Genomic DNA, 24,913 nt, shown 5'->3' on the forward strand with positions numbered 1-24,913 from the left:
GCCACGGCCGCTGCGGCGAGTTTGACGCGCGAACCAGCCCGTGGGGCGGATTCCACAACGATTGTAGAAGAGCGGCGGATCACGCTTCGCTGATCCGCCCTGACTGACTGAAGTCGAGCGCCATATGTGCTTCGTCGTAATATTTTTCGCCAAGCTTTGAGGCTTTCGGCTCCATACCGAATTCCACGAAACCTACACTCTCATAGAGCCTCCGGGCAGGTCGATTATCCCTGACGACGGTCAATTGGATCAGTTCGACTTTCTCGCGCGCGACATCCAGCACGGCGCTCACCAACAAGCGTCCGACGCCGATGTTTCTTGAGCTCGGTCGAACATACATCCCCCAAAGCCTGCCCTTATGAGCATGCTTCTGCCCCTGCTGAACAGCGAAACCCGCCGTCCCGACAAGTTCGTCATCTCGAAACGCACCCATAACGTGGGAGTTTTCAAGTCGGCTCGCAAACCACGGCACGTCGAGCTTATCTTCAAGCGCAAGGGTGCTCCCAAACGCTTCCGGGTTCACCGTCAGTGCCTCCAAGCGAATGGCTCTGAACGAATTCGCGTCGTCTGGCCTTAGGCGTCGGATCATGACATCGGCGCTCATGGACACGCTCTCTCTACGTGACATCTCATTTTCTTGAAGCGCGTTGCGGGCCCAAATCGCTCGCAACGCACATGTCCGCATATGACGGCGCCAAGTCAAACGCGCGGCGACTTGCCATCAGCTACATCACACCTCGGGACAGCAACAGATACGTCGTGCTGTCCTTGAGCCTCTCAATCGCTTGGTGAGCGGTGATGGAGTCGATGTCACCTTGTGTCAGGCCGATATCCATCAACTGTCTCTCACTCAGCTCAAGCAAGCTCGCTCTCCCCCTCCGGCGCCGGCGACCTTCCTGAAACGCGCGCCAGTATCGCTCGAGCAAGCTGAACAGACTCCGCGTCGATGCGGCCGGTGGTCCGGCAGCGTCCTTTTCCGACAAGGCGTCTCTCAGCGCGGCAATGGACGCATCGGGGCGCGCCGCTGCCAAAGCGTGGCCTGCGGCGTTTCTCGTCAGCGCGATGGGATCGAGGCCGAGCCCTGCGGCATTGGGCTCGATCTCGGACGTGCTGTTCGTCTGTTGGGGTGGCATCGGATGCTCCTGCTGTTGTGCCGGCAGAGAGCGTGGCCAAACAAAAGGCCCCGTCCGATGCCGGCGGGGCCTGGTGAAAAGATCGCGTCGTCGAATTCCTAGCGCACGACTCCTTCCACGGCCCAGCGAGAGCGGGTCATGTGTTTACGGGTACGATTGCGCACGACGTTGATCATGCTACATGCATACCACGGAGGTCGTGCAAGATCAAGGCACGTACCGCGTTGCTCGCCAGGAGCTCTCCCGAGCCGACGTGAAGTCGTCTTCAGACGTTCCGTCTCGAAGAGGGAATGAACTTCAAAGCTCGATCGCAAAATGCGTTGCGAGGACGAGATTTATGTCGGGATGTTTCTTACAACAAACTCGCTGTCATTCCGCGCGCGACAAAGTCGTGAGCGCCCCGGAATGACAGGTGGAGAGAGATGCGAGCACGCATCGCCGTCGGCGCTCGCGGCAACCGAGCCGCAGCACCGCCCTGCCCCTCAGCGGCTTCGTCCGGCCACCTGCGGCAGATAGCTCGCCTGGTTCGGCGGCGCGATGGTGACGACGCGATTGCGGCCGTCGTGCTTGGCCCGATAGAGCGCCGTATCCGCACGCTTGAGCACGTCGCTGATCGGCTCGCCCTTGTGCTCGAGCGTGGACAGTCCGATCGAGACCGTCACGTCGATGCGCTTCACGCCCTTATGGACTGCAAACGGCTCATTGGCGATCGACCGGCGCAGCCGCTCCGCGACCATGCCCGCGACATGCAGATCGGTCTCCGGCATCACGATCACGAACTCCTCGCCGCCATAGCGGCAGGCCAGATCGATGCCGCGGATCGAGCGGCGTACGCGCATGGCGAATTCGCGCAGCACGTCATCACCGGCATCGTGACCGTAAGTGTCGTTGATGGCCTTGAAGAAGTCGATGTCCAGCATCATCAGCCCCAGGGGCTTGCCGCGGCTTGCCGCCTGCTCCGCGAGCGTGGCGAGATGCGTTTCCATGTAGCGACGGTTGTGCAGCGAGGTGAGCCCATCCGTGATCGCCATCTCGATCGAGTTCTGCACATTGTCGCGCAGATGATCGGTGTAGCGGCGCCTGCGGATCTGGGTGCGTGCCCGTGCCATCAGCTCGTTCTTGTCGACCGGACGCAACAGATAATCGTTCACGCCGATCTCGAGCCCGCGCAACAGGCGCGTGTTGTTCTCCGCTTCCGTCAGGGCCAGGATCGGAACATGGCGGGTCCGCTCCAGCGAGCGGATCTGGCTGCACAGCCTCAGACCATCGAAGTTGTCGAGATCGAGCGAGACGATGACGAGATCATAGTTGCCGTCGGCGGCGTTGAACACCGCCTCCGCCGGATTGGGCTCCACGTCGACCGTGTGCTCGGTCGCAAGCAGCGGGGCCAAGCGCTCATAGGACGACGGCCGGTCATCGACCAGGAGCACCCGCCCGCCGCGTCCGGTATCGGCGACCGCATTGCGCTCCGGCGCCTGCACGCCGATCTCGAGCGAGGTGAGCGCGCGCATGCGCAACTCATCGGTCATCATCTTCAGCCGCGTCAGTGACCTGACACGCGCGATCAAGACGACGTCCGAGACCGGCTTGGTGAGGAAGTCGTCGGCGCCGGCCTCCAGTCCGCGGACACGATCCGCGGGACTGTCGAGCGCGGTGATCATGACCACCGGGATGTAATGCGTCACCGGGTTCGTCTTGAGCCTGCGACAGACCTCGAAACCGTCCATGTCCGGCATCATTACGTCGAGCAGGATGATGTCGCACTCGGCGCGCTGACAGATCTGCAGCGCCTCGGCGCCATTGGCCGCGGTCAGCACGTCGAAATATTCGGCAGACAGCCGTGCTTCCAATAGCTTCACGTTGGCCGGGACGTCGTCGACCACAAGAATACGCGCGGACATCGAAGACTCCCTACCCGATAAATCGTCGCACAGTTTCAATGAATTTTCCGACCGAGATCGGTTTTGAAAGATAGGCCTCGCATCCGCCCTCGCGGATGCGCTCTTCGTCGCCCTTCATCGCAAATGCCGTGACGGCGACCACCGGGATCGAACGCAGCTCCGGATCATCCTTGATCCAGCGCGTCACTTCGAGGCCGGAGACCTGAGGCAGCTGAATATCCATCAGGATCAGATCGGGGCGCGTCTTGCGGACGATGTCGAGCGCCTCCACACCGGAGCTGGTGCCGGCGGTCTGATAGCCATGCGCTTCCAGAAGATCGCGGAAGAGCTTCATATTGAGCTCGTTGTCCTCCACGATCAGGACGGTCTTTCCCATCCGTCCCTCCCATTCATTGACACCGGCCTGCCCTCCGGCGGACGCCCCTGCCCGCCGTGTCATCTAATTCAAACTCGCCCTAGATTCGCGTAAAGCCGTTAAAGTTGATCATCCATCTTCGGGAAGATGGTTTCCACTTGCTTGAACAGATTCCGAAGACTCGGGCATGATGATCGCAAAGTAGAGACGAGAAGTTAACGGAAAGGCAAATCGGCCGTTGAAAAAGCCTGTTCAGAATCCCCGCGAAGTGGCTGAAATCGTTGCGGTTCAGGCCCTTTCCTTCCTGGCGGGGGAACCCGAGCGCCTGGGCCGGTTCCTGGCCGACACCGGCATCGGCCCGGAGACGCTGCGCTCGGCGGCGACCGACCCGAATTTCCTCGTCAATGTGCTCGATTTCGTTTTGCGGGACGACGAGAGCGTTAAGGCTTTCGCGGCCGCCTCCAAGCTTCATCCGACCAACATCATGGCGGCGCGGGAGGTATTGGGGGACCGCAAATGGGAGCGCGACGTGCCGTGAGCGCCCCCCCGCCGGATGCAGGACCGCGCGCGGCAACCGGGCCGGCCTGCTTCTGTCGGGACTGTCTGAGCGATCTCGACGCACAGGCCAGGCGCTGTACCGCGTGCGGCTCACCGCGCCTGGTCCGGCATCGCGCGCTGCCCGCGCTCACGCTCGCCCATATCGATTGCGACGCGTTCTACGCGACGGTCGAGAAGCGCGACAATCCTGAGGTCGCCGATCGGCCCGTCATCATCGGCGGCGGCAAGCGCGGCGTGGTTTCGGCGGCGTGCTACATCGCGCGGACCTACGGAGTCCGCTCGGCGATGCCGATGTTCAAGGCACTCGAGCTCTGCCCGTCTGCGGTGGTGATCCGCCCCGACATGGCAAAATACGTCCGCGTCGGCCGCGAGGTGCGACAGGCGATGCAGGCCCTGACGCCGCTGGTCGAGCCATTGTCGATCGACGAGGCATTCCTGGATTTGTCCGGGACCGAACGCGTCCACGGCATGATCCCGGCCAAGGTGCTGGCGCGCTTTGCCCAGGAGGTGGAGACGAACATCGGCATCACGGTCTCGGTCGGGCTGTCCTGCAACAAGTTCCTGGCCAAGATCGCGTCCGATCTCGACAAGCCGCGCGGCTTCGCCACGTTGGATCAGGAACAAGCCTGCGACATGCTCAAGGACAAGCCGGTCGGCTTCATCTTCGGCGTCGGCCCCGCCACCCAGGAGCGGCTGGCGAGCCGTGGCTTTCGCACCATCGCCGACCTGCAGCGGGCCGATGAGATCGAGCTGATGAAGCAGTTTCCGAGCGACGGCCGCAGGCTCTGGCGCCTGGCGCGCGGCATCGACGACCGCAAGGTCGTTGCCGATCGCGGCGCCAAAAGCATTTCCAGCGAGACCACGTTCGAGGACGATATCCGCGATTACGCCACCCTGGAAAAGCTGCTGTGGCGGCTTTCAGAGAAAGTCTCGCACCGGCTGAAGGCGAGCGATCTGTCCGGCTGCACCATCACCTTGAAACTGAAGACGGCGGATTTCCGCCAGCGCACCCGTTCGCAATCCGTGGGCGCACCGACCCAGCTGGCCGGCAAGATCTTTGCGGTCTGCCGCGACATGCTGGCGCGCGAGACCGACGGCACCGCCTTCCGTCTGATGGGCGCCGGCGTCAGCGCGTTGCGACCGGGGTCGGAAGCCGCTGATGCCGACATGCTCGACCGCCGCTCGGCGCAGGCCGAGCGCGCGATGGACGCCTTGCGCAAGAAATTCGGCCTGAGCGCCGTGATCCGCGGCATCGCCTACGACGGCCCGGAAAAGACCGGCTGAGGCGGGATCGTAACCGAAGCGCGCAGGCCCGCCAAAGACGTCACATCGAAGCCGGAAAGGCCAAGAGACCGACGACTCGACGACGTCAGTTGCTGCAGGGCTTGGCGTCCTTGTTGTCCTTGATGTCGAACTTGCTCACCGCGCCGGCAATGACGAAATCATTGTAGTCGAGCACCAGCGAACGCGACACGCCATTCTCGTACAGCTCGAACGACATTGAATAGATCGGCGTCTGTTCGCCTTCCGTCTTCTTCGCCTCGTTGTCGTAATAGCTCACGGTAACCGGCCAGCGGGTCAGCCCCTTCATCTGCTCGCTCGCAGTCGCTGGATCAGGCGCGGAAACCGCCTTGTCGGCGGGAATCGGCTGCCCGATCACGGACAACGTATTGTAGACCTTCTCGCCATTGTCCGAGCCGTCGTAGACGGTGAGTTCAAGCAACGATTTACCCTCGCGAGCCGCGGCAATGATGCGCTGGATCTGCTCGGTCGGAAACACCGTCTTGCCGTCGAGCGTGAAGGTCTTAGGCTCCGGCTGCTTCAATTTGACCGTGATATGATCACCGGTGCGCTCGGCAATGCCATCGACCGGATTGGAGTCGGTGTCGTTGGTCCGCGAGTCGATCTTGAACCGGTAGCTCTTGCCGGCGCCGTCCTCCCACGCCGTCGAGCGCAAATCGCTCAACGTCACCTTGCCTTCACCGACGTCGAGTTCGGAGACCTGGCGGAATTCGGAGGTGTAACCCTCGCAGGCATTGCCCGAGAAATTGTAAAGGATCCGGCCGCGCGCGCTGTTGATCGGGCTCGATCCGCGCGACTTCACCAGGCTCAGATCGTAGAGCGCCTGATGCGGCAGGAACGGCGCTCCGGCCGCGGCCTGCGCCGAGCCGAAGGACATTGCGGCAATAGCCAGCGCACCGATCGCCGGTCGAAACGAATGAGCCATGTGAGTCTTTCCAAGGCCGATAAAAGAACCGTCACATTAGAGATCGTGGCATTGCGTCGCAACTGGGGCTGCCTCACGTAAACGTGCGAATGATCCAGTCGCACGCGGACCGCGACTGGAGGCGCTGCTGCAGATTTCGGCAGCTGGTTATGGCTCTGCGGCCGACTTGCAAGTGACGGTGCGATACGCCAAAGAAAGCCGCCGGTCCGACCGTCGGATCGGCCATTCATGACCAGACGGGGATATCCATGGCGGGTACGGTTGAACAGAATTTGGCGGCTCAGGGCATCACCTTGCCTCAGCCCGCGGCGCCGGTGGCGAATTACGTCCCCTTCGTCCGATCAGGCAATCTGCTGTTTGTCTCGGGCCAGGTCTGCTTCGGCGCAGACGGCAAGCTGATCGCCAAGGGCAAGCTCGGCGCTGGCGTCTCGGTGGAAGACGGCGCGGCGGCCGCCCGCGGCTGCGCCATCAACCTGCTGGCCCAGGTGAAGGCTGCGGTCGGCGACCTCGAGAAGGTCGTGCGCGTGGTTCGGCTCGGCGGCTTCGTCAACTCGGCGCCGGATTTCCTGGACGGCCCGAAAGTGCTGAACGGCGCCTCGGACCTGATGGTCGCCGTGTTCGGCGACAAGGGCCGCCATGCCCGCACCACCGTCGGCGTCGCCGCGCTGCCGGCCGATGCGGCGGTGGAAGTCGAAGGCGTGTTCGAAATCGCCTGAAGCTTGGCAGAGCGGACGGGGCCAACATGCGTGCACCTGACTGGCTGACCGCCCGCCCCGTCGCCCATCGCGGGCTGCATGACATCGCCCGCGGCGTGGTCGAGAACATGCCGGCCGCGGCGCGCGCCGCAGTGGCCGGCAATTTCGCCATCGAATGCGACATCCAGTTGTCGGCCGATGGCGAGGCCATGGTGCATCATGACCATGAGCTCGGCCGGCTCACCGAGGGCTCCGGCTATCTGATCGAGAAGACCGCAGCCGAGCTGCAAGCGCTCCCCTTCAAGAACACCGGTGAGCGCATGATGACGCTCGCCGATCTCTGCAACCTCGTCGCCGGCCGCGTGCCGCTGGTCATCGAGGTGAAAAGCTTTTTCAACGGCGATCGCCGCCTGGTGAAACGGATGGCCGAGGTGCTGGCCACCTATTCGGGTCCCGTGGTGGGGATGTCCTTCGACCCGGACCAGGTGATGGCGCTGCGCGAGATCATGCCGAAGCTGCCGCGCGGCATCGTCGCCCAGCGGAACTATGAGGACGGTTACTGGAACAAGCTGACGCGTGAGCAGCGCGACAGCATGCTGCATCTGAAGCACGGGTTCCGCACTCAGCCGCATTTCGTCGCCTATTGGGTCAATCAGCTGCCGGCGCCCGCGCCCTGGATCGCGCGCAATGTGTTCGGCTGCCCGCTGCTGGCCTGGACGGTGCGTACCCCGGAGCAGCGCCAGGCCGCCGCCCGCTACGCAGATCAGATGATTTTCGAAGGCTTTGTGCCGGAGGCTTGAGAGCGACCTTGCAGTTGCTGCTGCGATGCACGATCTTAAAGCGAGGGGCCTGACGGGAAGCGCTCGTCCCTCCACCTCTTCCAAGGGCTTCCAAGGGTTCGATGGCATCATCTGAGATCACGCTCGAAGCTCTGCCCGGGATTGGCGAGATTCCGGCCGCCGACTGGGACGCCTGCGCCAATCCGCGAGGTCCGGCAAAGCTGCCGAGTTCGTGCGACGATCTCAGCCAGTCCTATAACCCTTTCGTCTCGCACGCATTTTTGTCTGCTGCCGAAGCCTCCGGCTGCGCCACGATCCGCACCGGCTGGGCGCCGCGCCATCTCGTGGCCAAGGTCAACGAGCGGATCGTCGGCATCGTGCCCTGCTATCTGAAATCGCACTCGCAAGGCGAATATGTCTTCGACCGCGGCTGGGCGGATGCCTATGAGCGCGCCGGCGGCCGCTATTACCCGAAGCTGCAGGTCTCGGTTCCGTTCACCCCGGCCACAGGTCCCCGCCTCCTGATCCGTGCCGGCGAAGACCGGGCCCAAATCGGCAATGCGCTCGCGCAGGGGCTGATTGCGCTATGCGGGATCAGCGAGGCCTCTTCCGTCCATGTCACCTTTGCCCGCGAGCATGAATGGGAGCTGCTGGCACGGCAGGGTTTCCTGCAGCGCACGGACCAGCAGTTTCACTGGCACAACGAGGGCTTCGCAACCTTCGACGATTTCCTGGCGACGCTGAATTCCCGCCACCGCAAGGCGATCAAGCGCGAGCGGCGCGACGCACTGGCGAATGGAATCACGATCCACCGGCTGACCGGCAAGGACATCACGGAAGAGGCCTGGGACGCCTTCTTCGACTTCTATATGGACACCGGCTCGCGCAAATGGGGCCGCCCCTATCTCAACCGGAAATTCTTTTCGCTGATCGGCGCGAGCATGGCCGACGACGTGCTGCTGGTGATGGCCAGACGCGAGGGCCGCTGGATCGCAGGCGCGATCAACTTCATCGGCTCCGACACGCTGTTCGGGCGCAATTGGGGCGCGATCGAGCACCACCCGTTCCTGCATTTCGAGGTCTGCTACTATCAGGCGATCGAGTTTGCGATTGAGCGCCGGCTCAGGGTCGTGGAAGCCGGCGCGCAGGGCGAGCACAAGATCGCCCGCGGCTACCTGCCGCAGACCACCTATTCCGCCCACTTCATCGCCGATCGCGGCCTGCGCCGCGCCATCGACGATTATCTGAAGCGCGAGCGCGCCTATGTCGACGAGGTCGGCCGCGAGCTCACCGAGGCCGGGCCGTTCCGCAAAGCGATGGACGAGCCGTCCTGACCGGCCCTTGACCTTTGGCGGACGGCGAGGAAAGTAGCGCCGTCCGAGGAGCCCCGAGGTGCAGCAATGACCGCCTATGATCCCAACAATCCGTTCGCAAAAATCCTGCGCGGCGAATTCCCCAGCTACAAGGTCTATGAGAACGACCATGTGCTGGCCTTCCTCGACATCATGCCGCGCGTGCCCGGCCACACGCTGGTGATCCCGAAGGCCCCTGCCCGCAACATCCTCGACATCACCGAAGAGGATTATCTCCATGTGGCGCGCGCGACCCGCAAGATCGCTCGCGCCGCCAAGTCGGCATTCAATGCCGACGGCATCACCATCCAGCAGTTCAACGAGCACGCCGGCGGCCAGGTGGTGTTCCACCTGCATGTGCATGTGATGCCCCGCCATACCGGCGATTCCCTGCTGCCGCCCGCGAGCCGCAAGGAAGACCCCAAGGTGCTGGAAGAGCACGCGGCGAAGTTGGCAGCGGCCCTGAAGGGCTGATTACTGCTGCTTCCGTCATTGCGAGCGAAACGACGCAATCCTGAGCCAAACGAAGATTCTGGATTGCTTCGGCGCATGCGCGCCTCGCAATGACGGTGTCGCGCTTGCTACTTGCCGCCGACACCCACCACCTGCTGCTGCGAGAGCGGCGAGAACACGCAGCGGTCCGGCTTGATGTCGAGCAGCGGCGTCTCGTCGAGGCAATCGAGCCCACGCACCAGCACCGTATTGCCTTCGAGGGCGACGAACTTCACCGTTGAGGTCCCGATCGGGTTGGGCCGCACTGGCGACCGCAGCGAGAAGGTGCCGCGGGTCTTCTCGTCGTGATGTTTCGGGCTCTGCAGCACGAGATCGCGGCGCGAGCGGTGCAGCCAATAGATCACCTCCAGATGGGTGTAGAAGTCGACGCCCTTCAGCGCCGGCACCCACGGCTCGAAGATTTCGAGCCGGCACACCGGCCCCTCATGGCTGCCCTGCCGTGGCGTCTCCAGCCTGGAGGTCCAGGGCGTGCGGATCCGTCCGATGAAATAGAGCTGGGCATCGTGCGGCGGCGGCGCCTCGACGGTGACTTCCCCCGGGCGAAGATCGGTCTCTGTGGTCATCAGCAAGGTCCAATTGTCTGGCGCGGAGTCTACCCAATTGCCCGGACACCGCAATTGCGCTCGCGCAATCTCACCGCCCCCATCGGCCGCCGAGGCTGGTCGTCACACGCCTCTGTTGCGCAGCACGAAGCAGGCGCCACGGGCGCGGCGGATGCGGTTGCAGAGGTCGTCGGCCTCAGCGCGCGTGTCGGCGCCGATCCGCACCTGGTAGAACGGATGGGAGCCGCGCGAGCGCATCACCGACGACAATAGACTGGGATCGCGGTCGCCGATGATCGCGCTGAGTCCCCGGATGGCGCGGGCATACATCGCCAACGCCTTGTTGCGGTCGAAGCCGGCGGCGAGCTGCACGCCCCAGAGCTTGGCCGCGGCCAGCGCGACGTGCTGTTCGAGCTGGGTGACGAACGGATTCGGCGCGCGCTTGAGCAGCGCCATCAGCTGATGACAGGAGGTGGGTGGCGAGTTCGGTGGCGGCTTGCCGCCCTTGCCCGCCGTGGCCCAATCGTCGATCGTCGCCCCGGTAATGGCCGAGACGTAATTGCGCGTCTCATAGGGCATCTGGCCCTTGCCGGCGAGCCAGTCCTGCACCCGGCGCGAGCCGGCATTATACGCCGCTGCGGCCAGCCCGAGATTGCCGAACTGGTCACGCAGCTCGGCCAGGAATTGAGCCGATTTCGGCAGCGCCTGCACTGGGTCGAACGGATCGAGCAGCCGCCGCTCATCCGCTGTCCCCGGCATGAACTGCGCGATGCCCTGCGCGCGCTGGCCATTGCGGGTGACCGGTCCCTCCGCGTCCGCCTGGAAGCGGCTCTCCTGCCAGATCACGCGGGCGAAGAATTCGAGCGGCAGGTTGTTCGCCCGGGCCGCGGATTCGATCATCAGGCAGATGGCTTCGCGGGTGTCGCTTTCTCTCGGATCCTCCCGCTTGGGCTCCGTGGCTTGCGCGGCGGCCCCGGCAGGGGCCGGAGGCGCGGCCTTCTCCTCCGCCTTCTCCTGGGGCGCATCCGGCTTCGCGTCATCCTTGGCCGGCTGAGCGGAGCTTGGCGACGAAGCCTGTGGCGCGGGCGGCGGCTCGGCGACCGGCGGCTTGGCCGTCTCTTCGGCCAATGCAGCAGCTGGCGCTGCGAACGCCAGGCAGAGGCCCATACAGAAGAGGCGGATTGCGGCAAGCATCTGCAAAGGTTGCATGATCCAGTCGGAACCGGTCGGCGTTCCCTCCCCTCAAAGCGTGAGGCCGCTGCATGTTCCTCGACGCGGCAGCTTGACACACCGCGTCCAACGTCAGCAATTTCACGCAACGACTATTTTACCGAGGAACGTCAGGCATGACAGACGCCGATGATCGGTTCGGCTTCGCGCCGGACGACGATGTGCCGCTGCCCTATATGGCGCGTACGCGCGACTACTATCTCGCAATCGGCTATGACACGCCCTATCGGTGGGCGCACTACACATCCGCGCCATTCCAGCCCTTGAAGAAGCCGCTCCGCCAATCGCGCGTCACCATCGTCACGACGGCGGCGCCTTACGATCCCGCCAAGGGCAATCAAGGCCCCGGTGCGCCATACAATGGCGGCGCCAAGTTCTACTCGGTCTATGATGGCGATACGTCGAAGACGCATGATCTGCGCATTTCCCACATCGCTTATGACCGCGTGCACACCTCGGCCGAGGACTCCGGCACCTGGTTTCCGCTGCCACAGCTGATGCGGCTCGCCCGCGAGGGCCGCATCGGCGAAGTCGCGCCGCGCTTCTTCGGCGCACCGACCAACCGCAGCCATCGCGCCACCATCGAGACCGATGCGCCGGAGATCCTGGCGCGCTGTCGTGCCGACGACGTCGATGCCGTCGTGCTGGTGCCGAACTGCCCGGTGTGTCACCAGACCGTCAGCCTGGTGGCGCGGCATCTGGAAGCGAACGGCATCGCCACCGTCATCATGGGCTGCGCCAAGGACATCGTCGAGCACGTCGCGGTGCCGCGCTTTCTGTTCTCGGATTTTCCGCTCGGCAATTCCGCCGGCAAGCCGCACGATGCCGCCTCGCAAGCCCTGACGCTCGAGCTGGCCTTGCAGCTCTTGGAAAGCGCACCTGGCCCGCAAACCACCATGCAGTCGCCGCTGCGCTGGAGCGAGGATGCCGGCTGGAAGCGGGACTACAGCAATCCCGCGCTGCTGAGCCCGGAGGAATTGGCGCGGCGGCGCGCCGAATTCGACGCGCAAAAGGCCGTGGCCAAGGGATTGCGCGAGGGCAACAGCTAACAGAATTCCCAGAGAACTCCCTTTCCGATAGGGCTTTGTCCTTGCCCCGCCTCCCCGGTTGCGCTTGATTGCCGCAGGGTGCTGGGGGAACAGTTTTAATGCGTGTTTTGGGGTGCTTGGCGCTGTGCGCCATGGTGGGCGGCTGCGCGTCGGTGACGCGAGGGACAACGGAAACGATCAGCGTCGCATCGACGCCATCGGGCGCGGAGGCGACGGTCTCGGGTCTCGAAGCACCGATGACGTGCATGACGCCTTGTGCGTTCGTGGCCAAGCGCAATGCCGACGTCACGGTCACCATCGCGAAGGAAGGCTACGAGACCCAGATCGTGCCGCTGACGAAGGACATTCCGGCCGCGGGCGCGGCCGGCTTCGCGGGCAACGTCCTTGCTGGCGGGCTGATCGGCATGGGCGTCGATGCCGCGACCGGCGCAGCCACCGACCACAAGCCCAATCCCGTGATCGTCACGCTGCAGCCGCATAGTGCCCCGGCACCGGCGCGGCCCGCACGGCCTCGCAAGCTTGCTCCGTCGCACAAGCCGGAAGCCGGCACCTAAGCGTCCTCGTCCGACGCGGACTTCAGAAAGCTGGACACCAGGGCGGCAACGCCACGGTCCCTCGCCGCGATACTGCACGCCGAACCAAGCCGTCACGACGCGGAGACGCTCGGCTTGTGGCGGGCGACGTACGGATGGACAAGGCGGCGTGCAGTCGCCATCGACGCAGCGATCGCGAGAGCGCGCAACGGTGAGTTGCGCAGTGATCGCGGACTCCGTGACACCATCCTTCAGGCGGCTTCGACGGGTCGCCCCGCCGAAACCTCGCCGGCCTGAGCAGTCGGCGATATGCCGTCCACCGGCAGCGCGAACTGCTCGACCCGGTTGAACGGCTTCTTGTTGAGCAGCAGCCGCGTCACGTCCGGCCGCGAATAGTGCCCGGCGGGATCGGCGGCATTCTTGGCGATGCCAATCATGCCGAGATCGATCTCGGCAATCAGCAAACCTTCCTGATCCGGCGGTAGCTTCTGAGCCAGCGAGCTGCCGTCCGGACCGAAGATCGCGGCGTGACCGCCGCCGACATGCAGCAGCGCATGCTTGTCGGGGCGGTCGCAGAGCTCGTCGATCATCGACTGCGACACCGTCGCACAGGGCGCCAGTACGAAACACGATCCTTCCACCGCATAGACGCGCGAGGCCGCATTATTGACCTCGGCGCCGAGCGCCGGCGCGAACGGGTCGTAGAGCGAGAAGCTCGGCCAGGCCGCGACGTGCACCTGCTCGTTCTGGGCGTACATCGCATATTTCGAGAGCGGCTGCAGGTGCTCCCAGCAGCACAGCGCGCCGAGCCGGCCGATGTCGGGTCGCTCGTGTACGGCGAGATCGCTGCCGTCGCCCTCGCCATACACGGTGCGCTCGGCATGGGTCGGCCGCAACTTGCGGCGTTTGGCAATCGTCTCGCCGTCCGGACCGATCAGCCATTGCGCGATGTAGAGGCTGCCGCCGTCGCGCTCGGATAAGCCGAGCACGGCCGTGAGCTTCGCCTTGCGCACGGCCGCACGCAGCGCCTCGGCCTCCGGGCTGTCATAGGACAGCGAATTGTCGAAATAGCGCTGCGTGAAGCCGCGGCCGATGCACCAGGCCGGCGCGTCCATCCAGATGTGCCAAGGGTAGCCGGGGATGAACACCTCCGGGAAGGCGACCAGCTTGGCGCCCTTGTCGGCCGCCTCCTCGATCAGCGCGATGGTCTTCCTGATCGAGGCTTCGAGGTCCAACCAGGCGGGTGCGGCCTGCACCACCGCCACCTTGTATTTCGGATGTACGATTCCCATCGCTGTTGCTCCCTGTTGCACATCGCGGCGCGCCCCGCCGCCTCGACGCTCGCGTGCACTATTGACCCCAGGCGGTATTCGCGCTCGTCTTGCAGGGAACGAAAATTCGACTGCGGGGCGGCCAATCGCCCAGCCGGCCCGGAATTTGCTGCCTTGAGGCTATCCATTCGACAGAGGTGCAGAAGGAGACGGACCGATGCCGATCCTGTTCACCACCGACGGAAGCCCGGGCCATCGCAGGCTGGCGCTCTGGCAGGACATCGTCTGCGACGTCTATGTCGGCCTCGACTGCACGTCCGATCTCGGCAGCGCCTTTCGTGGCTCGGTGACGCACACCGCGTTCGGACGGGCCGTCTGCTCCGAGGTGTGCTCGGACCGTCAACGCGTATACCGGACGTCACAGCGGATCTCCCGCGCTGACGCGGACTTCGTCCTGGTTGCGCTGGGACGTGAGGGGATCGGCGGCGTGGTCCAGGATGGCCGCGACACGGTGATTCGGCCCGGCGAGTTCGCGATCTACGACACGACGCGCCCGTATGAGCTGCAGTTCGATGCCGCGTTCAGGCAGACCGTGTTCAAGCTCCCCCGCCAGATATTGCAGCGCAGGATTGGCGCGATCGAAGCGGTGACGGCGATTACCTTCGGCGCCGACAGCCCGCTGCAGCCGCTCGCCTATGACTTCATCATCAAGCTATGCGAGCGCGCCGATCACATCGGGGCCGAGCATGCCGAGCGCCTGTCGGAGCAGGCCGCCGACCTGCTGGCCATGACCTTGGCCGAGCGGCTCCGCACGCAGCCCCTGCCCAGCTCCAGCCATCGCGCGGCCCTGCTCTATCGCATCAGGGCGTATATCAGCGCACGGCTGTCCGATCCCGATTTGTCACTGCCAAAGGTCGCGCGCGAGCTGGGTCTGTCCGCGCGCTACGTCAACGATCTGTTCTCCGACGAGGAGACCTCGTTCCGGCGCTACATGCTCGCCGAGCGTCTCAGGCGATGCAAGCGCGACCTCGGCTCGCCGACGCATACACATCGTCAGATCAGCGAGATCGCTTTCAGCTGGGGCTTTAACGACCTCTCGCATTTCGGTCGCGCGTTCCGCGAACAGTTCGGCCTGTCACCGCGCGAGTGGCGGCGCAGCGCCAAAACACGCTAAGCTCCCAGCAACGCGCCGGGCCACTTCCGCAGGTCCGGCGCAGCAGGACCGTGCTATGCGCCGCTTTGCACCCAAAGCCCTGTTTGCCCTGCTGATGCTGAACAAGGGCGACAACACGCGCTTCGATTGGGGGCGCGTGATCGCCGTCGTCTCGACCCTGGTCACGATTGGCTTGGTCGCGCTTTACGTCTATGAAAAGCTGACCGGACGCTGGTAGGCCGTGCCCGAAGCTCCGCCGTCGGCCCCCGCCATCTCGCGCGACGGAATGCTCGCATGAAAAAGCTCATCCTGTTCGCCGTGCTGCTCTGGGTCGTCGGCAGTCCCAGCCATGCATTGGACAGCGAGCAGGCGCGAGGAAAAGCGCTCTTGCAAACGCTTTGCAGTCGATGCCATGCGGTAGGTCAGACTGGAGCCAGCCCGCACCCGGATGCCCCGCCCTTCCGCACTTTTGGCGACCCCAAACTCTACGACGAAGATTTTGCCCAGCGTCTGCAGAGCGGTCTGTCGACGATCCACCCGGACATGCCGACCTTCCAATTCGACCGCGCCGACGCCGAGGCCGTGGTCAATTACCTCAAGGCGATCCAGGTCCATCCGAAGCGGAAATGACCGGCGCCTGAGGGGGCTGCTCGAGGAACGGGGTTCCGCCGGAACGGTTGTCGCAGGCCGTCCCCCACACGGACCGCAACCGCGGTCGACCCCGGAGCCCGCCGAGTGATGCCGGACTCGCCTGTCGTCCACGCCGATGGCCTTCCTCTGCCGCAGCGAAACTGGGCGATCGTCACGATCGCGCTCGGCATCATCATGGCCGTCGTCGACGGCGCGATTGCCAATGTCGCGCTGCCGACCATCGCGCGCGACCTCAACGCCAGCCCGGCCTTCTCGATCTGGATCGTCAACGGATACCAGCTCGCAGTTACCATCTCGCTGTTGCCGCTGGCTTCGCTCGGCGAGATCATCGGCTACCGTCGCGTCTATCTCGCCGGCCTCGTGCTGTTCACCATCGCCTCCGCAGCCTGCGCGCTGTCGCACACCCTGTTGTTGCTGACGCTCTCCCGCATCCTGCAGGGCTTCGGTGCCGCCGGTATCCTCAGCGTGAACTCAGCGCTGGTGCGCTTCATCTATCCGCATGCGCTGCTCGGCCGGGGCATCGGCGTCAACGCGATGGTCGTCGCGGTCTCGGCGGCCGTCGGCCCGACCATCGCGGCCGGCATCCTCTCGGTCGGGACCTGGCCCTATCTGTTCGCGATCAACGTGCCGCTCGGCTTCCTGACGTTCGCGCTGGGCATACGCTGTCTGCCGCATACGCTGCGCTCGCCGCACATGTTCGACTGGCAGAGCGCAGCCTTGAGCGCGCTCACCTTCGGCTTCGGCATCGCCGCGATCGACAGCCTCGGACATGGCGAGGCGCTCTTGACCTGCGCCATCGAATTCGCCGTCGCCGGCATCTCCGGCGTGGCGCTGTTCTACCGCGAGACCCACATGGCCTCGCCGCTATTGCCGCTCGACCTGCTGCGCATTCCGATCTTCGGGCTCTCGATCGCCACGTCGATCGCCTCCTTCTGCGGTCAGATGCTCGCCTTCGTGGCGATCCCCTTCTATCTGGAAAGTCATTTCGGCTATTCGGCCGTGCAGATGGGACTGTTGATCACGCCCTGGCCGATTGCTGTTGGGATCGCCGCGCCAATCTCGGGCCGGCTGATCGACCGTGTTCCGGCGGGCCTGCTCGGCGGTGTCGGCCTGACCTTGTTCGCCTGCGGCCTTGGCGCGCTGGCGCTGTTGCCGCCCCAACCCTCGGCCTTGGACGTGGTCTGGCGGATGGCGCTGGCCGGGCTTGGCTTCGGCCTGTTCCAGACCCCGAACAATCGCACCATGATCGCGGCAGCCCCGCGCGAGCGCGCCGGCGGCGCCAGCGGCATGCTGGGCACCGCTCGGCTGTTGGGCCAGACCATGGGCGCGGCGTTGGTTGCGATGTTCCTGGCGATCAGTCCGACCGAGGGGACGCGGTTTTCACTGTCGACCGGCGTGGGGTTCGCGCTGCTTGGTGCGGCGCTCAGTATGCTCCGCCTGTCGCCGGCCGGAGCCAGAGGCGCCGAGCATGTCCGGGTCCGGGACGGACAGCGGCTGAAGGGCGAGTGAACCGGCGGAGCGGCCGCGATGGCCACTCCGCGGAAGGGCAAAAGAAAAGGCCGGCGCGAGAGCCGGCCCTTTCAGTTGAATGATCTTCCAGCTCGCGCCGATCAGGCCTTCACCAGCGGTCCCTTCGAGGCCGGCCCCTTGGAGCCGCCGGATCCGCCCGATTTCGGCTTGCGCTTGCGGGCCGCCGGCACTTCCGACTTGGGCGTGACCGGGCCTTCGACGAACTCGAAGCCGATCTTCTCGGCCTCCGGATCGGCCTCGTCCTTGACCAGGACGACGCGGACATGGCCGCCGCCCTTCAGCTTGCCGAACAGCACCTCGTCCGCCAGCGGCTTCTTGATGTGCTCCTGGATCACGCGGCCCATCGGGCGCGCGCCCATCTGCTCGTCATAGCCGTGCTGGATCAGCCAGGCCTTGGCCGGCTCCGACAGCTCGATGGTGACGTCACGGTCGGCGAGCTGAGCTTCGAGCTGCAGCACGAACTTCTCGACCACCATGCCGATCACGTCCACCGACAGATGCGCGAACGACACGATCGCATCGAGCCGGTTGCGGAATTCCGGCGCGAACTGGCGGTTGATCGCCTCGTGATCGTCGCCTTCCCGCTTCGAGCGATGGAAGCCGAACGCCTGCCTGGCGAGGTCAGCGGCGCCCGCATTCGTGGTCATGATCAGGATCACGTTGCGGAAATTGACCTGCTTGCCGTTGTGATCGGTGAGCCGGCCGTGATCCATGATCTGCAGCAGCACATTGTACAGGTCCGGATGCGCCTTCTCGATCTCGTCCAGCAGCACCACGCAATGCGGATGCTGGTCGACGCCGTCGGTCAGGAGACCGCCCTGGTCGAAGCCGACATAGCCCGGAGGCGCGCCGATCAGGCGCGATACGGTGTGCCGCTCCATGTATTCGGACATGTCGAAGCGCAACAGCTCCACGCCGAGTGTAGCCGCGAGCTGCTTGGCCACTTCGGTCTTGCCGACGCCGGTGGGCCCTGAGAACAGGTAGCAGCCGATCGGCTTCTCCGGCTCGCGCAAGCCGGCGCGCGCCAGCTTGATCGAGGCCGACAGCGAGTCGATCGCCTTGTCCTGACCGAACACCACCCGCTTCAAGGTCTGCTCAAGATGCTTGAGCACCTCGGCATCGTCCTTCGAGACGCTCTTCGGGGGAATCCGCGCCATCGTGGCGATCGTGGTCTCGATCTCCTTGATGCCGATCGTCTTCTTGCGCTTGCTCTCGGACACCAGCATCTGCGCCGCGCCGGATTCGTCGATCACGTCGATCGCTTTGTCCGGCAACTTGCGATCGTGGATGTAGCGCGAGGAGAGCTGCACCGCGGCCTCGATCGCCTCGTTGGTATATTTCAGGCGATGATAATCCTCGAAATACGGCTTCAATCCCTTCAGGATCGCGATCGCATCCTCGACCGACGGCTCATTGACGTCGATCTTCTGGAACCGGCGCACCAGCGCGCGGTCCTTCTCGAAGTGCTGGCGGTACTCCTTGTAGGTGGTGGAGCCCATGCAGCGGATCGTTCCGGACGCCAGCGCCGGCTTCAACAGGTTGGACGCATCCATCGCGCCGCCGGAGGTGGCGCCCGCACCGATCACGGTATGGATCTCGTCGATGAACAGGATTGCGTTGGGGTGCGCCTCGAGTTCCTTCAGCACCTGCTTCAGGCGCTCTTCGAAATCGCCGCGATAGCGCGTGCCGGCGAGCAGCGTGCCCATGTCCAGCGAGAACACGGTGGCAGCGGCCAGAACTTCTGGAACCTCACTATCGACGATACGCTTGGCGAGGCCTTCCGCGATCGCGGTCTTGCCGACGCCCGCTTCACCCACGAACAGCGGGTTGTTCTTCTGGCGGCGGCACAGCACCTGGATGGCGCGGTTGATCTCCGAGTTGCGGCCGATGACGGGATCGATCTTGCCGTCGCGCGCCTTCTTGTTGAGGTTGACGCAATAGGTTTCCAGCGCCTCGCCCTTCTTCTTGGAGTCCTCGGTGCCCTTGGTCTCGGTCTCCTCGTCGACGCCTCGCACGGGGCGCGCCTCGGAGACGCCCGGCCGCTTGGCGATGCCGTGGCTGATGTAGTTGACGGCGTCGTAGCGCGTCATGTCCTGCTCCTGCAGGAAGTACGCGGCGTGGCTTTCGCGCTCGGCGAAGATCGCGATCAGCACATTGGCGCCGGTCACCTCCTCGCGTCCGGAGGACTGGACGTGAATCACCGCGCGCTGGATCACGCGCTGGAACCCCGCGGTCGGCTTGGCATCGTCGCTGCCGTCCGTGACCAGATTTTCGAATTCGGTTTCGAGATAGTTGACGAGGCTGCCGCGCAGCTTGTCGAGATCGACGCTGCATGCGCGCATCACGGCCGCTGCATCGGAGTCGTCGATCAAGGACAGCAGGAGATGTTCCAGTGTCGCGTATTGATGATGACGCTCGTTGGCAATCGCCAGCGCACGATGCAGGGATTGTTCAAGGCTTTGAGAAAAAGTCGGCATGCGCGTCCTCTATGGCCCCCTGGCATCATGATCGCCGCCGCCCGGTCAGGCAACAACAACCTTTGTCAAATATAGTTATAATCGAGTGCGACAAAAGACCGGCAGAGCCGCCCGATTACGCGTTCACCGGATCGTCAATGCAAAACCCGTTCCGACCGTGGCGGACCGGCGCTGACGCCGAGTTGGATGGATTTTGCGGTCCGGGGAGTCTGCTCTTGCGCCTATTCCACAGAACGATCGGTTGCGAAACGATCGCGTGAGGGCATGTCGCGCGAAGATGGCGGGCTGCAGATCAAAGGCTACGAAATCGAAAGAGGCCGGCTTGCGAACCCGTCGACTCCAGCCACCACGTCCGCCAAGACGCGTCGGTCAAGACAGCAGTCGGCAAGACCGGCCCGGCCCTATCTTCCCTGCCTATTTCTTCTCCATCACACATTGCAGCGGGTGCTGGTGCTTGCGGGCGAAATCCATCACCTGAGTCACCTTGGTTTCGGCGATCTCGTACGTGAACACCCCGCATTCCCCGATGCCGTGGTGGTGGACGTGAAGCATGATCTTGGTCGCGGCCTCGATGTCCTTGTTGAAGAATTTTTCCAAGACGTGAACGACGAACTCCATCGGCGTGTAATCGTCGTTCAGGATCAGGACGCGATAGAGGTTCGGACGCTTGGTCTTCGGCTTGACCTTGGTGATGACGGACGTGACGGGGCCGCCGCCGGTTCCGCCGGGCCGATTCTCGTTGCTGCTCATATTGGGCAGTGGCAGAGGCGCTGACAGGTCAAATCTGGACGTTAGCTGCGACATGGTACACGCGTTAGATATTACGGCAGAATCCCTCAACGGGTTTTCTGCCTTGTCCCCGCCGGAGCCACTCTGGCTGCCCGGACCAGCGTCCCAGATCGCCTTTCCCAGCCGACCGGTCCGGCTGGACCGACACCGGCAATATGGGTCAGCTGCCGGCTCGCCGCAAGCACGCATCGCGGTCAACCACGCTCGCCGCAAGGACCGACTCTCCACCCAGGCGACGGTGGAAGAGGTTAATCAATTCGTCCGGATTTTACAAAGCGGATTCAGTGGACATCAACGAGGAACCGGTCCCCGCAGGCAATGACGGGCTGTGAAGTCTTTGCCTCAGTTTTTATGATCCGCGTGACCGGCATTCAACGGCGCGCTTCTCGCAAGCGTCGGTAGCTTCCTCCTGCTCGTGACCGACACGACCGGTCGTAGGCCGCGATGATCACGATGGACATCGCCGCCAACAGCGCTTGCCGCGATCCATGAGCCCGTCATCATCGTCGCGCCCGTTGCCGTTGATTGTCCTGCCCCTTGAAAATGGAGGATCGTTGGCCGGACGAAGGCGATGGTTCCGCGCAGGCGTCGGCAATCGAAGCAAAACTGATGTCGAACATCAGCCAAAAAAGAAGCCCGGCGATCGCCGGGCTTTTGTCGTCCCACAGCGGGCGAACGCCGATTTAGTGGGTCGCGGCCGGCTGGGTGAACTTGGCAGCGAAACCTTCCAGCGGCTTGAATGCCTGCTTGGCCAGATCCGAATAGAGGCTCGCGATCTTCTGCGAGTCGGCGACGAAGGTCTCGTAGGCTGACTTGGCGTATTCGTTCTGAACTTCCAACACCTTGTCGAGCGACTTTACACCCGACAGCTTCTCGACGAAGGACTTGGTGTCTTCGAACGATTTCTTGGTGTAGTCGCCGTAGGCGGTGGCGATCGCATGCAGGCCGTTCTGTACGGACGTCGCGGAGCTCACGACGGTTTCGAATTGCTCCTTGCCGTAGTTCTGAAAGTCCTCAACCTTAAACATGGCATCCCTTTCCCTGACGAAGCGCAACTCAGAAGGCCTTCGCTCTTCTGAGGCGTAGGCCATATATACTGCACCGCACAATGAAAGCAAGAATCTTGTGCAATGCACAACAGGTGGGATTAGAGGGATATCCCGGAGATCTCCGCAAGAGTTCTTTAATCTTTTGGCAACCCGCCCGCCCTAACCTCTCCTATGGTCCTGCCGCAAAAAAAGCCGGCGGATCCAGCAAAAGCTGTTCGGAAACAGCGTCTTAACAAAACCTCAGTTCCGGTCTTTCGATCTGTGGTCACCGTTATCGGCCAATCGGCAGCCCGGCAGGCTCAAGGTCACGGGAGCGTTCGGCACAATTTTGCCTCACGAGCCGGTGATCAAGTCAGAAATTGGACGGGGATTTCATGCTTCGCAAAAACTTGGCTTCCTCGCGCCTGGTGCGGGTTGGCATCTACGGGATGCTCACGCTCGCGACCGCGGCGGTGTTCACGGTCGACAGCGCCGAAGCGCGTCGACATCATCGGCACCATCACGCATCGCGCCACTCGCCGCGTAATGACGAGGGCAGCTACAGTCCCGCCTTCGCCTCGATCATCGTCGACGGCAATTCCGGAGCGACGTTGACGGCGACCAACCCCGATGCGCTGCGGCATCCGGCCTCGCTGACCAAGATCATGACGCTCTATCTGCTGTTCGAGCGGCTGGAGTCCGGCAAGATGAAGCTCGACACCGAGATGTCGGTCTCCGAGCACGCCTCCGAACAATCGCCGACCAAGCTCGGCCTGCGCCCGGGCCAGTCGATCCGCGTCGAGGATGCCATCAAGGGCCTGGTGACGCGTTCGGCCAACGACGCCGCAGTGGTGATTGCCGAGGCCATCGGCGGCGACGAAGACAATTTCGCCAAGATGATGACCCGCAAGGCGCGTGCGCTCGGCATGAGCCGCACCACTTACGTGAACGCCTCGGGCCTGCCGGACGATGACCAGATCACCACGGCGCGCGATCAATCGATCCTCGGCCGCGCGATCCAGGATCGCTTCCCGCGCTACTATCGTTACTTCTCGACCGAGGTCTTCAACTATCGCGGTCAGTCGATCCGCAATCACAATCACCTGCTCGGCAGCGTCGATGGCGTCGACGGCATCAAGACCGGCTACACGCGCGCGTCGGGCTTCAATCTCGTCACCTCGCTTCATCGCGGCAACCGCTTCCTGGTCGGCGTCGTGCTGGGCGGCCGCAGCGGCGGCTCCCGCGACGCCATCATGCGCAACCTGCTGGCGGAGAATCTCGATAAGGCCGCGTCCAGGCGCACGGTCGCGGCGATCACGGAACGCAGCGGCTCCGATTCATCCCCCGAGACGGCCGACCAAGGCGCGACACAGGTCGCCTCGGCCGCTCCCGACGCCCCGGCACCGAGCCGCGCCGCGAGGGTTTTCTCGGCGCTGTCGGAGGCGACCGCCGCCTTGCCGCCGACGCAGCCGAAGGACAACAAGAAGTTCGAGGCGAAGAGCGAACCGGCTCCGATGACCTCGGGCGTGATCGAGAGCCAGCCGATGTCGATCATGCCCGGCTCCACCGAGCCGATGAAGCCGGTCAGAGTGAAGACCGTTCAGGTCAAGGCCGGTCCGGTCAAGCTCGCCTCCGCCTCCCCGCAGCCGGTAGCCCCGGTCGAAGCCGCCCGGAATGACGGCTATCGGCCCGAGCCGCAGCGGGCCGAGTTGCCGCCGCAGCCGCCCGGCCACGGCACGGGCAACGGCATCCTCGGCGTCCTGCCCGCCTCGAGCCTGCCGCCGGCCTCCTCGCAGGCCATGGCTTATGCCGCGCCGGCGCCGCAACCTCCGGCCCCGCTGCAGCAGCAGGCCTCCGCCGCTCCGGCCTCGGAAGCTGCCACGAAAGTCACCGTCACTCACAGCGGATGGATCGTTCAGGTCGGCGCCCTGGAAAGCGAAGCGGAAGCCCAGAAGCGAATCGAAACCGCGCGGAGCCAGGCCCAAGGCCTGCTCAGCAAGGCGGATCCGTTCACTGAAACCGTGTCGAAGGGCGACAAGACGCTGATCCGCGCCCGCTTCGCCGGTCTGGATCGTGATCAAGCCGAAGCCGTCTGCAAGAAGCTGAAGCGCGCCGACATCTCCTGCATGACCGTGCACAACTAAGAACGGCAAATCCTGCAACCATGAGGCCCGTGCGCCACGCGCACGGGCCTTTTTTGTTTGTCTCGCCTTGACCGCGGCCGCCAACAGCCGCCGCGCAAACCTCTCGTCAAGAATTTAGGGCTAGAACTTCTTCACCATGAACGATCGATCGCGCCGGTCAACGGCGGGCGACTGCCGGCGTCGGCAGAGCAAGCGATGGAAGCGGTTTCGGTCTTGTGGCGTGAGTGGCGTTGCCGGAGTCAGCCGTGATGCGTGCGAAGCAGAGTATCCTTGGCCTCGTTTACCCGGGCGGCGAGATACGTAGACCCCCCCTGATCGGGATGCAGTTTCTTCATGAGCGCACGGTGGGCGCGCCCGATCTCGTCCCGCCCCGCCCCCGGCTGCAGGCCAAGGATCTGATAGGCCTCCTCCGCCGTCATTTTGCCGTTCGCCGCCGCGCGGCGCTGCCCCCCTGCCGCGTCTCGATCCGCGTGCTGACGCCAAGCGGGAAACCGGCGGTCCAGATAGCTTTCAAGTAACGCGACGCTATCGACGTCGAGCGTCGGGATCATCGCCGCCAGCTGCGGCAGATCGAAATCGTCGAGCGAACGGCCGGTATGCGGACCGGCGACGAACCGACCCGCCAGCCGTCCGCTGTCGTGATCGAGCATCATCTCGATGAATTGCGAGCGCACCTGCGAGCTGTTGCCCGCAGAGCGTTTCGACCCCAGTCCGAAGATATTTCCGAAATTGCCGATGCCGGACGGCGCCCAGCCCAACAGACCGGCCCCAAACAGCCCGATCGGGATGGCCACGACGAATTCGCCGCGAATTCCGGTAAAGGCCGCCACGGCCAGACACAGGATGCCGCCCACGATCTTGATCGCGCGCGCGAGCACGGCAGGGTTCGCGGCGCGAAACATCTGCAGCAGCAAATAAAGGGTGATGACGGCGACGGCGCCTGCAACGAGAGTCATGGGCCGAATATAGTCGCGTGCTCCGGAAAAAGCAGGACGGAGATTAC

The 24,913-nt window shown here is 64.1% G+C and carries 25 protein-coding genes; 13 read left to right on the plus strand and 12 right to left on the minus strand.

Going from position 1 to position 24,913, the window contains the following annotated elements; genetic code table 11:
• Nucleotides 1-79: 79 nt before the first annotated feature.
• The 4 genes from QX034_RS33465 to QX034_RS33480 form a co-directional block, all read right to left on the minus strand.
• Nucleotides 80-604: a GNAT family N-acetyltransferase gene (locus QX034_RS33465; protein ID WP_315730183.1), complete on the minus strand. Its 525-nt coding sequence runs from the start codon at nt 602-604 to the stop codon at nt 80-82.
• Nucleotides 605-725: 121 nt separating this feature from the next.
• A complete protein-coding gene (locus QX034_RS33470) occupies nt 726-1,133 on the minus strand; it encodes a DUF1127 domain-containing protein (RefSeq protein ID WP_316196326.1) in 408 nt (135 codons plus the stop codon).
• A 482-nt stretch (nt 1,134-1,615) separates the two neighbouring features.
• Entirely contained in the window at nt 1,616-3,034 is a 1,419-nt protein-coding gene (locus QX034_RS33475; RefSeq protein ID WP_315703290.1) for a PleD family two-component system response regulator, read from the minus strand.
• 10 nt (nt 3,035-3,044) lie between these two features.
• Nucleotides 3,045-3,410 (minus strand): response regulator, encoded by a 366-nt coding sequence (locus tag QX034_RS33480; protein ID WP_315703289.1) that lies wholly within the window; start codon nt 3,408-3,410, stop codon nt 3,045-3,047.
• Nucleotides 3,411-3,627: 217 nt separating this feature from the next.
• Here QX034_RS33480 and QX034_RS33485 point away from each other — a divergent pair, with 217 nt between their 5' ends.
• A complete protein-coding gene (locus QX034_RS33485) occupies nt 3,628-3,927 on the plus strand; it encodes a DUF3572 domain-containing protein (protein ID WP_315703288.1) in 300 nt (99 codons plus the stop codon).
• Nucleotides 3,906-5,231 carry a DNA polymerase IV gene (locus QX034_RS33490; protein ID WP_316196327.1) on the plus strand — a complete coding sequence of 442 codons (1,326 nt, stop codon included), beginning with the start codon at nt 3,906-3,908 and terminating at the stop codon, nt 5,229-5,231. Before QX034_RS33485 ends, QX034_RS33490 begins: the two co-directional genes overlap by 22 nt.
• An 85-nt stretch (nt 5,232-5,316) precedes the next feature.
• Here QX034_RS33490 and QX034_RS33495 read toward each other — a convergent pair whose 3' ends face one another.
• Entirely contained in the window at nt 5,317-6,174 is an 858-nt protein-coding gene (locus tag QX034_RS33495) for a cell envelope integrity EipB family protein (protein ID WP_315703286.1), read from the minus strand.
• A gap of 248 nt (nt 6,175-6,422) precedes the next feature.
• On the opposite strand from QX034_RS33495, the gene QX034_RS33500 reads away from it, so the two are divergent.
• From QX034_RS33500 to QX034_RS33515, 4 genes are all read left to right on the plus strand, one after another.
• Entirely contained in the window at nt 6,423-6,890 is a 468-nt protein-coding gene (locus tag QX034_RS33500) for a RidA family protein (protein ID WP_315730180.1), read from the plus strand.
• Between the two features lie 26 nt (nt 6,891-6,916).
• Nucleotides 6,917-7,669 (plus strand): glycerophosphodiester phosphodiesterase, encoded by a 753-nt coding sequence (locus tag QX034_RS33505; RefSeq protein ID WP_315703284.1) that lies wholly within the window; start codon nt 6,917-6,919, stop codon nt 7,667-7,669.
• A gap of 101 nt (nt 7,670-7,770) precedes the next feature.
• Complete coding sequence (locus tag QX034_RS33510) at nt 7,771-8,982, plus strand: GNAT family N-acetyltransferase (protein WP_315744368.1); 1,212 nt, start codon at nt 7,771-7,773, stop codon at nt 8,980-8,982.
• 66 nt (nt 8,983-9,048) lie between these two features.
• Entirely contained in the window at nt 9,049-9,474 is a 426-nt protein-coding gene (locus QX034_RS33515; protein WP_315703282.1) for an HIT family protein, read from the plus strand.
• Between the two features lie 107 nt (nt 9,475-9,581).
• Here QX034_RS33515 and tsaA read toward each other — a convergent pair whose 3' ends face one another.
• The gene (gene tsaA, locus QX034_RS33520; RefSeq protein ID WP_315703281.1) at nt 9,582-10,076 is read right to left on the minus strand and encodes a tRNA (N6-threonylcarbamoyladenosine(37)-N6)-methyltransferase TrmO; all 495 of its coding nucleotides are present in this window, start codon (nt 10,074-10,076) and stop codon (nt 9,582-9,584) included.
• A 102-nt stretch (nt 10,077-10,178) separates the two neighbouring features.
• A complete protein-coding gene (locus QX034_RS33525; protein ID WP_410050931.1) occupies nt 10,179-11,249 on the minus strand; it encodes a transglycosylase SLT domain-containing protein in 1,071 nt (356 codons plus the stop codon).
• A 152-nt stretch (nt 11,250-11,401) separates the two neighbouring features.
• Between QX034_RS33525 and QX034_RS33530 the strand changes: the two genes are divergently transcribed.
• Together QX034_RS33530 and QX034_RS33535 are read left to right on the plus strand one after the other, a co-directional pair.
• The gene (locus QX034_RS33530) at nt 11,402-12,334 is read left to right on the plus strand and encodes a glycine/sarcosine/betaine reductase selenoprotein B family protein (RefSeq protein ID WP_315703279.1); all 933 of its coding nucleotides are present in this window, start codon (nt 11,402-11,404) and stop codon (nt 12,332-12,334) included.
• Between the two features lie 98 nt (nt 12,335-12,432).
• Nucleotides 12,433-12,888, plus strand: coding sequence for a PEGA domain-containing protein (locus QX034_RS33535; RefSeq protein ID WP_315703278.1), 456 nt, complete (start codon nt 12,433-12,435; stop codon nt 12,886-12,888).
• Nucleotides 12,889-13,118: 230 nt separating this feature from the next.
• Here the strand turns inward: QX034_RS33535 and QX034_RS33540 are convergent, their stop codons facing one another.
• Complete coding sequence (locus QX034_RS33540; RefSeq protein ID WP_315703277.1) at nt 13,119-14,159, minus strand: carbon-nitrogen hydrolase family protein; 1,041 nt, start codon at nt 14,157-14,159, stop codon at nt 13,119-13,121.
• Nucleotides 14,160-14,355: 196 nt separating this feature from the next.
• On the opposite strand from QX034_RS33540, the gene QX034_RS33545 reads away from it, so the two are divergent.
• The 4 genes from QX034_RS33545 to QX034_RS33560 all read left to right on the plus strand — a co-directional run bounded on the left by QX034_RS33545 (nt 14,356) and on the right by QX034_RS33560 (nt 17,451).
• Entirely contained in the window at nt 14,356-15,312 is a 957-nt protein-coding gene (locus tag QX034_RS33545) for a helix-turn-helix domain-containing protein (RefSeq protein ID WP_316196329.1), read from the plus strand.
• Between the two features lie 55 nt (nt 15,313-15,367).
• Nucleotides 15,368-15,529 (plus strand): hypothetical protein, encoded by a 162-nt coding sequence (locus tag QX034_RS33550; RefSeq protein ID WP_315703275.1) that lies wholly within the window; start codon nt 15,368-15,370, stop codon nt 15,527-15,529.
• Between the two features lie 56 nt (nt 15,530-15,585).
• Nucleotides 15,586-15,921: a cytochrome c gene (locus tag QX034_RS33555; RefSeq protein ID WP_315769451.1), complete on the plus strand. Its 336-nt coding sequence runs from the start codon at nt 15,586-15,588 to the stop codon at nt 15,919-15,921.
• 108 nt (nt 15,922-16,029) lie between these two features.
• Complete coding sequence (locus QX034_RS33560) at nt 16,030-17,451, plus strand: MFS transporter (protein WP_315703273.1); 1,422 nt, start codon at nt 16,030-16,032, stop codon at nt 17,449-17,451.
• Nucleotides 17,452-17,552: 101 nt separating this feature from the next.
• Here QX034_RS33560 and clpA read toward each other — a convergent pair whose 3' ends face one another.
• From clpA to QX034_RS33575, 3 genes are all read right to left on the minus strand, one after another.
• Entirely contained in the window at nt 17,553-19,949 is a 2,397-nt protein-coding gene (gene clpA, locus QX034_RS33565; protein ID WP_315703272.1) for an ATP-dependent Clp protease ATP-binding subunit ClpA, read from the minus strand.
• A 414-nt stretch (nt 19,950-20,363) separates the two neighbouring features.
• Complete coding sequence (clpS, locus tag QX034_RS33570) at nt 20,364-20,699, minus strand: ATP-dependent Clp protease adapter ClpS (protein ID WP_315703271.1); 336 nt, start codon at nt 20,697-20,699, stop codon at nt 20,364-20,366.
• Between the two features lie 722 nt (nt 20,700-21,421).
• Nucleotides 21,422-21,766 carry a phasin family protein gene (locus QX034_RS33575; protein ID WP_315703270.1) on the minus strand — a complete coding sequence of 115 codons (345 nt, stop codon included), beginning with the start codon at nt 21,764-21,766 and terminating at the stop codon, nt 21,422-21,424.
• A gap of 395 nt (nt 21,767-22,161) precedes the next feature.
• On the opposite strand from QX034_RS33575, the gene QX034_RS33580 reads away from it, so the two are divergent.
• A complete protein-coding gene (locus tag QX034_RS33580; RefSeq protein WP_315703269.1) occupies nt 22,162-23,910 on the plus strand; it encodes a D-alanyl-D-alanine carboxypeptidase in 1,749 nt (582 codons plus the stop codon).
• Between the two features lie 239 nt (nt 23,911-24,149).
• On the opposite strand, the gene QX034_RS33585 is transcribed toward QX034_RS33580, so the two are convergent.
• Nucleotides 24,150-24,866, minus strand: coding sequence for a DnaJ domain-containing protein (locus QX034_RS33585; RefSeq protein WP_315703268.1), 717 nt, complete (start codon nt 24,864-24,866; stop codon nt 24,150-24,152).
• Between the last annotated feature and the right edge of the window lie 47 nt (nt 24,867-24,913).

The organism is Bradyrhizobium sp. SZCCHNR3119, from assembly GCF_032487775.1.
In the GTDB taxonomy this organism is placed as follows: domain Bacteria; phylum Pseudomonadota; class Alphaproteobacteria; order Rhizobiales; family Xanthobacteraceae; genus Bradyrhizobium.